The organism is Pseudomonadota bacterium (assembly GCA_034660915.1).
Taxonomy (GTDB): Bacteria; Desulfobacterota; Anaeroferrophillalia; order Anaeroferrophillales; family Anaeroferrophillaceae; genus DQWO01.
In genome coordinates this window covers 1-11,287 of record JAYEKE010000149.1, presented here as the reverse complement: position 1 = coordinate 11,287, position 11,287 = coordinate 1, and the positions used below count along the sequence as shown (strand labels likewise).

The following is an 11,287-nucleotide window of genomic DNA, read 5'->3' as shown; positions in this document are numbered from 1 at the left end:
AAAAAAATTGGCATCACGGTTACCGGGAGTTATGTATCATGTCCCCATAATTCAAAAGGGCTGGGGGCAAAGCGTAAACGCACTTCCTGATTCATTTTTCAATCCTCTCTTCAGCAGCTGACAACACTAGCGAATAATGTCAAATCCAACGCGGGCTTTTTACAACATATCTCAACGAACAATGCCCCGTGGATTATCATTTATGGCCACTGATTGCAAGGATTGTCGGCTAAGAACGCTCAAAAATAACTTCACATTTTGGCATCTCATCTTCGGGCTGTTTTTGTGCGAATCCCAAGCTAAAATCCTGACAATGTTACCATCAATACTTTAAGATTCACTGGCATACAAAAATTCCCTATGATGATACTTTGACCTGCCGGTCGGCAGACAGGAAGCCATGCGGAAGCCTGGAAATATAGCGCTTTTTCAGATATCATTTTGAGCTACCCGAATCTTGTCTTGACAAAATCAGGTTTTAGTGTAATATTGTCACATCATGAAACGAAATATGTATGAAAAAATCTGGAAAAATCTATCTAAATTCAAACAGATGATTTTTATTGCAGGTCCAAGACAGGCTGGAAAAACAACCTTTGCAAAAATGGTTGCCGACACATATCCAAACCATATTTATTTTAACTGGGATATAATTGACGAAAAAAGAAAACTGCTTGAAGATCCTTTTTTTTATGAAAAGGTCAACAGACAGGATGATTCAAAACCTTTGGTTGTTTTTGATGAACTGCATAAATATTCCCACTGGAAAAATTACCTGAAAAGCGTCTTTGACCGTGACCATGAAGAGTATAAATTTATTGTTTCCGGTAGCGGCAGGTTAAATTTATATCAAAGGGGGGGGGACTCCCTTGCCGGCAGATACCTGCTTTTTCATCTATGGCCTTTCACCCTTGCTGAGCTTGCAAATGTAAACCTCCCCTTTGAAACGTTTATCAACGATTTTACAAAAATTCCTGATAAAGCAGACCATACCGGTGAAATATGGAATAATTTAAAATCATATTCCGGATTTCCTGACCCCTATATTGCCCGGGACAGACAATTTTATAATATCTGGTCTAATACGTATAAAAAACAGTTGATCCGTGAAGATATAAGGGATTTAACCGCGGTAAGAAATATTGAAAACATTGAAATCCTCTTTTCTCTTTTGCCATCGAGAATCGGCAGCTTGCTCTCCATAGCCAATCTCAGCCGGGATATACAGGTCTCTTTTGACAGCGTAAAAAACTGGCTGGAACTTTTTGAGAACTTTTTTTTGATTTTCAGGCTTTCTCCATGGTCTGAAAAAATTTCCCGGGCAATAACAAAAGAGAAAAAATTATATCTGTTTGATTATGCGGACATTAAGTCAGAGGCCGTAAAATTTGAGAATATGGTTGCACTTGAATTATTTAGAGCTGTCAATAATTGGAATAATCTGGGGTATGGAAATTTTAATCTGAATTTTATCAGAAACCGGGAAAAAGAGGAGATTGATTTTCTGCTCTCCAACAATAACAAACCACTATTATTGATAGAAACCAAACTTTCAGATGATAATCCCGGCAAATCCCTGATAAAATTTCAAAATATGCTGGAGATACCGGCAGTTCAGCTGGTGGATAAACCAGGTATATGTAAAAAAATATCTAATAAGACAAATAAAATTCTGATCATCAGTGCAGACCGCTGGCTGCCGATTCTACCCTGACAAGATATTATGTCGGTGAGAGAATTACGGCTGCCGGCCGGCCTTTTTCGCCCAGGAATCCCGCAGGGTTACCGCCCGGTTGAAAACCAGGGAGTTGGTGCTCGGGTCCCGGCTGTCAACACAGAAATAACCCAACCGTTCAAACTGGAATGTAGTATTGGTGGACATTTTGGCAAGGCTGGGCTCTACTTTAGCTCCAGAAAGAATTTCCAGGGAGTGAGGATTTAAAAAACTGGTAAAATCACTGCCGTCCTTTGCCGCATCCGGATCCGGAACGGTAAACAGGCGATCATAGAGGCGCACCTCGGCATCCAAGGCATGGGAGGCTGAAACCCAATGGATGGTGCCCTTGACTTTACGTCCATCCGGCGATGACCCCCCCCGGGTCAGGGGATCGTAGGAACAATGAACTTCCGTAATCTCCCCGGTATGTTCATCCTTTACCACCCGCTCGCAGGTAACGTAATAGGCATAGCGGAGCCGGACTTCCCGCCCCGGAGCCAGGCGGAAAAATTTCTTCACCGGCTCTTCCATGAAATCATCCCGCTCGATGTAAAGCTCCCGGGAAAAAGGCAGCATCCTTTTCCCCGCCGCCGGATCTTCCGGGTTATTAATGGCCTCCAGCTCATCCACCTGTCCTTCGGGATAATTATCAATTACCACTTTCAGCGGCCGCAAAACCCCCATCACCCGCGAAGCCCGCCGGTTCATATCCTCCCGCAGGCAATGCTCCAGGAGGGCCACATCGACGGTTGAATCCCTTTTTGCCACCCCGATGCGATCGCAGAAATCGCGAATAGCTTCAGGAGTGTAACCACGCCGCTGCAGGCCGATCAAAGTCGGCATCCGGGGATCATCCCAACCACTCACCAATCCCTGCTCAACCAGCTGCAGCAACTTTCGTTTGCTCATGATGGTATAACTCAGATTGAGACGGGCAAACTCAATCTGTCGGGGATGGAACGGGGTCTTCAGTTCATCAAGAACCCAGTCATACAAAGGCCGGTGGTCCTCAAATTCCAGAGTACAGATGGAATGGGTAATGCCCTCGATGGCATCGGAAAGACAATGGGCAAAATCATACATGGGATAGATGCACCAGCGGTTGCCGGTACGGTGATGTTCAGCCTTGAGGATACGATAGATAACCGGGTCCCGCATATTCAGGTTGCCGGAACTCATATCAATTCTGGCCCGCAGCACCCGGCTGCCGTCGGGGAATTCCCCGGCCCGCATACGGGTGAAAAGATCCAGATTTTCCGCCACCGGGCGGTTCCGGTAAGGGCTTTCTTTGCCCGGCTCGGTCAGGGTCCCCCGGTATTGACGCATTTGCTCGGCATTCAAATCACAGACATAAGCCTTGCCCAGCTTGATCAACTGCACCGCGTAATCATAAAATTGTTCGAAATAATCGGAGGCATAAAACTGGCGATCCTCCCAGTCAAAACCCAGCCAGCGAACATCGTCCTTAATTAATTCAACGTATTCCACTTCTTCCTTGCTGGGATTCGTATCATCAAAACGCAAATTGCAAAGCCCACCGTTCCTGGCTGCCAGGCCGAAATTCAGACAAATGGACTTGGCGTGGCCGATATGAAGACAGCCGTTGGGTTCCGGGGGGAAGCGGGTCAGTACCCGCCCCCCATGCTTATTATTTTCCAAATCAGCCGTAATTATATCCTGAATAAAATTACCGGCAGAACCGACTTCAGTTACTTTTTTCTCTGACATTGATTTATTTTTCCCAAAATAAAGTTACATATCTATAAAAAAGCTATAGTAACAAATAGTTATCAAGCAATAGCAGTCATCATCCTACCATGATATTTTTTTACAAGTCAAGCAGTATCGGGGAATATGTGCGCATCAGGGAATACCTTCTTCCCCGCCTTGCATAAGTTTCTTCATCGGAACCTTTGCCTGACGGCAAAGAACCCGTGAAGCACTTAGCCTTGCATAAGTTTCTTCATCGGAACCTTTGCCTGACGGCAAAGAACCCGTGAAGCACTTAGCCTTGCATAAGTTTCTTCATCGGAACCTTTGCCTGACGGCAAAGAACCCGTGAAGCACTTAATTCTTTATCATTTTTCCATAATTGATGCTAAAATCAGCTTGCAAACCCCTCCTTGATGTGCTATTTTTGCAGTTGAAATACAAAAAAGGAGGCATAAATGGAAAAGGTAGTTCGGTTTTTCAGGGCGCCACAGCAAAGTTTTTTTCTCTTTGGGCCGAGGGGAACCGGGAAATCAACGTGGCTTAAACAAAATTTTCCAGATGCCGAAATGATTGATCTTCTGGCTCCTGATGTGTTTCGTCGCTTTTCAGCCAGGCCGGAACGATTGCGGGAAGTGACAAGAGGAACGAAGAGCAAAACCATAATTATTGATGAAGTTCAGAAAATCCCGGAGCTGCTCGATGTGGTGCATGAACTTATCGAAAATAAAGCCGGGCGTCAGTTTGTACTTACCGGTTCCAGCGCCCGGAAACTGAGAAGAACCGGGGTTGATCTTCTGGCCGGCCGGGCAATTGTCAAAACCATGCATCCTTTTATGGCGGCTGAGCTGGGCAAATCGTTTTCTCTGGTCAAGAGCCTACAGATCGGTTTAGTACCCCTGATTTGCAACTCCGCTGAGGTTAAAGAAACCCTGGCTTCATATGTTGCACTCTATTTAAAAGAAGAGGTGCAGATGGAAGGCGTTGTACGCAATATCGGAGCCTTCAGCCGTTTTCTGGAAGCCGTAAGCTTTTCCCATGGTGCCACCTTGAATATTTCCGAAGTGGCCAGGGAATGTCAGGTCAAACGCAAAACCGTGGATAACTATCTTGCCGTTCTTGAAGATCTGCTGCTCTCTTTCTTTTTACCGGTTTTTTCCAGACGGGCCAAACGGCACCTGATTTCTCATCCCAAGTTTTATTATTTTGACTGCGGTATTTTTCGCTCCTTAAGGCCCATCGGCCCCCTTGACAGACCTCAGGAGATCAACGGAGCCGGGCTCGAAGGCCTGGTCGCCCAGCATTTCAGAGCTTGGATCGCCTATAGCGGCAATAACTGCGGGCTTTATTATTGGCGCACGAAATCAGGGGTGGAAGTCGATTTTGTCCTTTACGGCGATAATACTTTCTGGGCTGTAGAGGTCAAAAATACTGAGCGAATCAACAGTAAAATGCTCAAAGGACTGACCGCGTTTCAAGAAGACTATCCGGAGGCCCGGGCCCTCCTCCTCTATCGTGGCAACGAACGTCTTTTAATAAAGAATATCCTCTGTCTACCCTGCGAACAATTTCTGGGCAACCTGATTCCAGGACAAGCGATTGCGGGATAAAAAACAAACAGGGGATATCAATATTTTCCCTCAGCGTCCTTCAATCAAGCGCTCAATCTCTTCCGGCGCCGGAACATCATCCCGAAGTCCGGCCCGGTACTGGTAGAGACACCAGAGATAAAGATTCTGTCGCTCATTAACCCTGACAATCTCGTCAATGGTTTTCCGGTCGCCAACAAACTGCCCCAAAAGGTTGACCACCTCGCGAAAAGATGCCGGCTGTTTTTCCTCCACCGGCACTTATACCGGCCAAAAAGGAGACTCATTTTTACAGGTGGAAGAATCCTGCAGAAAGGAAGTTACCAAAAATACCGGTTGTTCAGACCGACAACCGGCATGAAGAATAAAACTCTTTATCCGGTCAGCTCGGCTGCGGACATCAGATTGTCCTCCATAAACTTCAGCTCATCAATGCCGGAGATAATGATTTCAGGATTGATTTCCAGTTCTTCGGGATCAATCTTATCCTTATATTCTATCTGGCTGAGAAAAAATTTCATGCAGTCGAGGCGGGCTTTTTTCTTATTGTCGGAACGGATAATGGTCCAGGGAGCCAAGGTCCGGTTGGTTTCAGAAAGCATCTGAAATTTGCGCAACGTATACTGATCCCAGTATTTCTGGGCCAGGTTGTCCACTGGTGACAGTTTGTACTGCTTGAGCGGGTCGGTTTTGCGAGATTCGAAACGTTCTTTCTGGACTGCACGGGAAACCGAAAAATAAAATTTGAACAGACGAATACCATCCTTGACCAGCATCTCTTCAAAAAGCGGTACATCTTTCAAAAACCTCTTATTTTGCTCATCGGTACAGAAACCCATGACCGGTTCCACCATGGATCGATTATACCAGACACGGAGTCACAGAGGGCAAATGACTGGGGTTCTCTGTGACTTTGTGCCTCTGTGAGAGTATTTTTGTCTTTTCTGAAAACGTAGCCGAATATTTACCATGAATACTATGAAACATCTTGTAATCATTGAGCTAAGAGCTCATCGCTTAATTCAGGTGTCAGTAAATCACAGCAGCAGGGTTATGGGACAACAGACGATTTTCGGCCATAACGTGTTCTTGCTTTCAAAATTTCTGCATCAGTATTGACAAAACAATGTTTTTACATTACTGAAAAACATGCTATATGGGTTACATCGCAACACACAACCTGTTAATAAACGAGATATTAAGGAGGGATCATGAAAACACCAGAAAGGAAAGTTATTATCCTCATCACGGTAATGCTGTTTGCCTGCGTGTCGGTACTGAGCTATGCCGCAACACCCAAGCCGGCTGATGTCAACTGTCCGGCGACCATTGAATGGCAGATTGACGAACAGGCTGAAATCACCTCTTTTGCCTGCGAGGTGGGCACCTTCAAGAAAAAAACCGCTCTGATATTTACGGTTGCCATCAAAAATACCAGCAAGCAGGCACAACGATACCGCCTCAATATCTTCCTTTTGGACCAGGATAAGGCCGCCGGGCATCTTATCCCCCGGAAAGGGAAACCGCCGGTGGTAAAATCGGGTGAAACCGCTACAGTTAAAGTACCTTTTTTCAACGCCGATACGGCATCAAAAGATCTGCTGGTGGTATTGAAGACCATCGAATAAATACAAGATTGTCACCGCTATGAAACGTGAATTTTTTACAGGAGAAAAGACTTATGAATAAAAAAATATTTTTCATTATCACCCTGGCAGCTGTACTGGCTTTTACTTTCAGCCTCAACACTGAACCGGCCGCGGCCCGGACCAAATTCATCTCCATCGGCACCGGCGGCACCGGCGGGGTTTACTATCCCTATGGTGGCGGAGTCGCTGAAATCTGGACCAAGTATGTCAAAGGGGTGAGGGCGGTCGCCGAGGTTACCGGCGCTTCAGTCGAAAACACCCGGCTCTGTGACAAGGGCGAAACCCTTTTCGGTGAAATCATGAGTGACGTGGCTTTCCAGGCCTATACCGGAACCGGAAAATTCAAGGGGAAACCTCAGAAAATCCGCGGCATGTTCGTCATGTATCCCAATGTTTATCATATCGTCACCCGTAAAGATTCAGGCATCAAAACCATTGCCGATCTCAAGGGCAAAGATGTTTCTGTCGGCGCTCCGGGCAGCGGCACGGAATTTATGACCAGTCTGATTCTCCAGAACGCCCTCGGTATTCCCTACAGCTCTTTCGATGTATTCCGGCTTTCATTCAATGAGAACGCTAATGCGTTAAAAGATAATTCCATTGACGTTGGCGTCTGGTGCGTCGCCCCGCCAACATCATCAATCATGGACCTGGCCACCACCCACGCCATCCGGGTGGTCCCATTTACCAAGGGGGAAATCGATAAAGTAACCAGCAAATACCCCTTCTACGCCGGCTACACCCTGCCGGCAAACATCTATAAAGGCCAGGATCAGCCGGTCTATACCGCTTCAGTATGGAATACCTTTATCTGCAATGCCGACCTGGACGAAGACTTGGTGTACAAACTGACCAAGGCCGTTTTTGAAAACCAGGATTACCTGATTAAAATCCATCATTTTGCCAAGTATACGACCCCGGAAAACGCGGTCAAATATTCGGCCATCCCCCTTCATCCCGGGGCCATCAAATATATCAGGGAACAGGGAATCACCATTCCGGATCGGCTGATCGCCAAATAAGCAGCCTTTGGAAACACGGTGGACGGTATATGGTGTAAGGTTTACGGTGTAAGGGGGTCCTTTAACCTTGCACCTTATACCTTACACCTTTTTTCTAACCACAGACAATCACCCATGGAGGACATGAAGCCCATGAAGCCGCATCCTCCATGGGTATTTTTTTCAACATGGACCATGGTTCTGGCTACCGGTTTGATTTTTCTATTTTTATTGCAGCCAGAATTGGTTTCAGCGGCGGCAACAGCAGACAGGCAGCCCCACTTGATTGTCCGTGAATTTGACAGCGGCAGAATCATTCTTTCACTTAAGGTGGAGTGCGGCGACCGGGTTACCATCCGCTATATCCATTCCGTGGATAAAAAACCCATTTTCGAGCAGTTTCGCCTCGATCCCGAGCGTGGCCTGGTGCTGGAAAAAACCTGGTTCAGGATCTTTGGCGCCGGACTCGGACACTGGCCTGGCCATGGACAGCTGACCCAGAAAGACGGCTGGATTACCATTGACAAGATGAACTATACCCTGGGTAGTTTTGTCTTACGCATCGGTTCCCCCGGTGTTGATCATACAATTATATACCATCAACAAAGAATCAACCTGTCAGCCCTGGCTCCGGGACGCCGGGCGATGGTGGAATTTGAACCATGAATCCTGAAAAAATTGTCATTGAAGAACAATCAGCCAGCGCCTATCGTACCCCACGGGGGCTGACTGCCATTTTTATCACCATCGTAGCTGTCGGCCTTTCTCTCTTCCAGCTTTACACCGCCGGCATCTCGCCCCTGGCCGCCATCTACCAGCGCTCGGTGCACCTGGTATTGATCATGATCCTGGTTTTTTCTCTCTATCCGCCGATCAAAACCGCGGCTAAAAACCGGGTGGATATTTTCATGATCATCGACTGGCTGCTGATCCTGCTTTGCCTGGTTATCGGTGCTTATATCTGGATTGAATTCAACGCCATCGTTAAACGCCAGGGTGACTGGATCACCATGGATGTGATTATGGGCAGCATCGCCCTCTGCCTGGTTCTCGAAGCCACCCGCCGGGTGATCGGTTTTTTTATGACGGCCATCGCCATTATTTTTCTGCTGTTCACCTATTTTGGCCCCTGGATGCCCGACCTGCTGGCTCACAAAGGCTACAGCGTTGAACGGATCGTCACCACCCTCTACCTGACCACCGAAGGAATCTGGGGTCTGCCCACGGGAGTGGCTGCCACCTTTGTTTTCGTTTTCATTCTTTTCGGTTCTTTCCTGGAATGTACCGGCGGCGGCGATTTCTTTATTGACCTGGCCTACAGTCTCACTGGCCGGATGACCGGCGGACCGGCTAAAACCGCCATCCTGGCCAGCGGTTTCATGGGCTCGGTTTCCGGCTCAGCAGTGGCCAACGTGGTCACCACCGGCTCCTTTACTATTCCAATGATGAAAAAGGTGGGCTACAAACCCCATGTGGCCGGCGCCATTGAAGCCGCAGCCTCCACCGGCGGCCAGATCATGCCGCCGATTATGGGAGCCGGAGCCTTCCTGATGGCGGAGTTCACCAATACCTCCTATCTCTATATCGTCAAAATCGCCATCGTCCCGGCCATTCTCTACTATCTCAGCGTCCTTTTCTTTGTCCATTTTGAAGCCAAGAAAGAAGGCTTTAAACCCATAGCCAAGGCTGACCTGCCGTCATTCTGGCAAACCATGAAAGACGGCCTGCATTTCCTATTACCGGTTATCATCCTGATCTATGTGCTGTTCAGCAACTACAGCCCGATGATGGCCGGCTTTGTGGCGGTCATTTCAACCCTGGCCGCCGCCATGCTGCGCCGCCGTACACGATTGAATCTGAAGGGAATTATCAAAGGACTGGAGACCGGAGCCCGCAACGCGGTCATGGTATCGGTTGCCTGCGGCTGTGCCGGCATTATTGTCGGCTGTGTCAGTCTGACCGGCCTGGGACTCAAATTTTCCAGCCTGGTGGTTTCCTGCTCCGGCGGCAGCCCACTGCTGGCCATTATTCTCATCGGCATGGCATCCCTGGTGCTGGGCACGGGTCTGCCGGTGACCGCTTCCTACATCGTCCTGGTTATTCTCGCGGGACCGGCGCTGATGGATCTGGGCCTGCCGATCGTCATCGCCCACATGATTGTTTTCTGGTACAGCCAGGATGCCAATGTCACTCCGCCGGTTTCCCTGGCCGCTTTTGCCGGCGCCGGAATCGCTGGCGCTTCGCCGATGAAAACCGGTTTTGCCTCCTGGAAAATTGCCAAAGGACTCTACATCATTCCCATCATCATGGCCTACCGCCCCCTGCTCTGCAACGGTCCGCTTACTGAAGTCATCATGACCATATTTTTTAGCGCCATCGGGCTGATAGCCTTTACCAGTTTTCTGGAGCGTTTTCTTTTCAAACGCCTGAGCCTAGTGGAAACCTTACTGATGGGCAGCGCCGCCCTGGCACTTTTCTGGCCCAATTATCTCATCAGCGGCGCTGGTACTCTCCTGATGGCTGGAATTGCCGGCCGCCAATGGTTCAGTGGAAAAAATTAAGGTTACCATTATCGGCGCCGGAGTTGTCGGCCTGGCGGTAGCCGCCCGCCTGGCCCCACACTTCGACCATGAATTGCTGGTTGTCGAACGCCATGAAAGCTTCGGTCGCGAAACCAGCAGCCGCAACAGTGAAGTCATCCATGCCGGCATTTACTATCCCCCAAACTCCCTGAAAGCAAGGCTTTGCGTCCAGGGACGGCAGCAGCTTTATGCACTGTGCCATAAACATGATATCCCCTGCCGCCAGCTGGGAAAACTGATTGTCGCCGTCACCGCCGACGAGGAAAAGCAGCTGGAACTCAACCTGGCCCAAGGACGGAAAAACGGGGTAGGCGATCTGGAACTGATTACCGCCGGCCGCTGCCGGCAGCTGGAACCGGCCGTCAAGACCCGGGCCGCCCTTTTTTCCCCGTCAACCGGGATCATTGATTCCCACAGCCTGATGCGCTTCTACCACCAGCTAGCCAAAAGCCTTGGAGCCACCTTTGCTTTCAACACCGAAATTGAAAATATAGAACCAGTTCCCAGAGGATATATCCTGAAAACGGCGCCGGATTCTTTCAGTTTTTCAAGCGAAATAATCATTAATTGTGCCGGGCTTGAAGCCACTGTTCTCAGCCAGAAAACCGGCATCCCCACACCTCTCGTCCACTACGCTAAAGGCTGCTATTTCAGCTACACCGGCAAATCCCCAGTCAAACATCTGGTCTACCCGGTACCGCCGGCCGGCGGCCACGGACTGGGCATCCATGCCACCCTGGACCTTAGCGGTCGGGTGCGTTTCGGCCCTGATCTTGAATACCTTAAAAAACCGGACTACCTGGTGGACAACTCACGCAGGAATTTATTCTGCCAGGCCATTAAACGCTACCTGCCCGACCTGGATGAAAGCCGGCTGGAACCGGAGATGGCCGGCATCCGCCCCCGATTACAAGGACCTGGAGATGAATTTAGGGATTTTATTATTCGGGAGGAAAAAGAGGCAGGATTCCCCGGTTTTATCAACCTGCTGGGAATAGAATCACCAGGATTGACCACGGCTCCGGCGATTGCCGATAAA

The 11,287-nt window shown here is 48.7% G+C and carries 9 protein-coding genes and 1 pseudogene; 7 read left to right on the top strand and 3 right to left on the bottom strand.

Annotation, left to right across the window (positions count from 1 at the left end; all coding sequences use genetic code 11):
* Window positions 1-511 precede the first annotated feature (511 nt).
* The gene (locus U9P07_08795; protein MEA2109500.1) at window positions 512-1,714 is read left to right on the top strand and encodes an ATP-binding protein; all 1,203 of its coding nucleotides are present in this window, start codon (window positions 512-514) and stop codon (window positions 1,712-1,714) included.
* Between the two features lie 24 nt (window positions 1,715-1,738).
* Here the strand turns inward: U9P07_08795 and U9P07_08790 are convergent, their stop codons facing one another.
* The gene (locus tag U9P07_08790) at window positions 1,739-3,445 is read right to left on the bottom strand and encodes a glutamine--tRNA ligase/YqeY domain fusion protein (GenBank protein ID MEA2109499.1); all 1,707 of its coding nucleotides are present in this window, start codon (window positions 3,443-3,445) and stop codon (window positions 1,739-1,741) included.
* A gap of 440 nt (window positions 3,446-3,885) precedes the next feature.
* On the opposite strand from U9P07_08790, the gene U9P07_08785 reads away from it, so the two are divergent.
* Window positions 3,886-5,037, top strand: a complete 1,152-nt coding sequence (locus U9P07_08785) for an AAA family ATPase (protein MEA2109498.1) — start codon at window positions 3,886-3,888, stop codon at window positions 5,035-5,037.
* Window positions 5,038-5,067: 30 nt separating this feature from the next.
* Here the strand turns inward: U9P07_08785 and U9P07_08780 are convergent, their stop codons facing one another.
* Complete coding sequence (locus tag U9P07_08780; GenBank protein MEA2109497.1) at window positions 5,068-5,277, bottom strand: hypothetical protein; 210 nt, start codon at window positions 5,275-5,277, stop codon at window positions 5,068-5,070.
* Between the two features lie 113 nt (window positions 5,278-5,390).
* Window positions 5,391-5,879 (bottom strand): annotated as a pseudogene (locus U9P07_08775) (polyphosphate kinase 2).
* Between the two features lie 348 nt (window positions 5,880-6,227).
* Between U9P07_08775 and U9P07_08770 the strand changes: the two are divergent.
* The 5 genes from U9P07_08770 to U9P07_08750 form a co-directional block, all read left to right on the top strand.
* Window positions 6,228-6,644, top strand: a complete 417-nt coding sequence (locus tag U9P07_08770) for a hypothetical protein (protein MEA2109496.1) — start codon at window positions 6,228-6,230, stop codon at window positions 6,642-6,644.
* A 53-nt stretch (window positions 6,645-6,697) separates the two neighbouring features.
* Window positions 6,698-7,687: a TAXI family TRAP transporter solute-binding subunit gene (locus U9P07_08765; GenBank protein MEA2109495.1), complete on the top strand. Its 990-nt coding sequence runs from the start codon at window positions 6,698-6,700 to the stop codon at window positions 7,685-7,687.
* Between the two features lie 132 nt (window positions 7,688-7,819).
* Entirely contained in the window at window positions 7,820-8,332 is a 513-nt protein-coding gene (locus U9P07_08760) for a DUF1850 domain-containing protein (GenBank protein ID MEA2109494.1), read from the top strand.
* The gene (locus U9P07_08755; protein ID MEA2109493.1) at window positions 8,329-10,227 is read left to right on the top strand and encodes a TRAP transporter permease; all 1,899 of its coding nucleotides are present in this window, start codon (window positions 8,329-8,331) and stop codon (window positions 10,225-10,227) included. The genes U9P07_08760 and U9P07_08755 overlap by 4 nt, the downstream gene beginning before the upstream one ends.
* On the top strand, window positions 10,193-11,287 hold a 1,095-nt coding region (locus U9P07_08750; GenBank protein ID MEA2109492.1), incomplete at its 3' end, for an NAD(P)/FAD-dependent oxidoreductase. The genes U9P07_08755 and U9P07_08750, both read left to right, overlap by 35 nt.

Coding starts and splice junctions, on each gene's coding strand:
- U9P07_08795 (MEA2109500.1), top strand. CDS start 512: ATGTATGAAAAAATCTGGAAAAATCTATCTAAATTCAAACAGATGATT.
- U9P07_08790 (MEA2109499.1), bottom strand. CDS start 3,445: ATGTCAGAGAAAAAAGTAACTGAAGTCGGTTCTGCCGGTAATTTTATT.
- U9P07_08785 (MEA2109498.1), top strand. CDS start 3,886: ATGGAAAAGGTAGTTCGGTTTTTCAGGGCGCCACAGCAAAGTTTTTTT.
- U9P07_08770 (MEA2109496.1), top strand. CDS start 6,228: ATGAAAACACCAGAAAGGAAAGTTATTATCCTCATCACGGTAATGCTG.
- U9P07_08765 (MEA2109495.1), top strand. CDS start 6,698: ATGAATAAAAAAATATTTTTCATTATCACCCTGGCAGCTGTACTGGCT.
- U9P07_08760 (MEA2109494.1), top strand. CDS start 7,820: ATGAAGCCGCATCCTCCATGGGTATTTTTTTCAACATGGACCATGGTT.
- U9P07_08755 (MEA2109493.1), top strand. CDS start 8,329: ATGAATCCTGAAAAAATTGTCATTGAAGAACAATCAGCCAGCGCCTAT.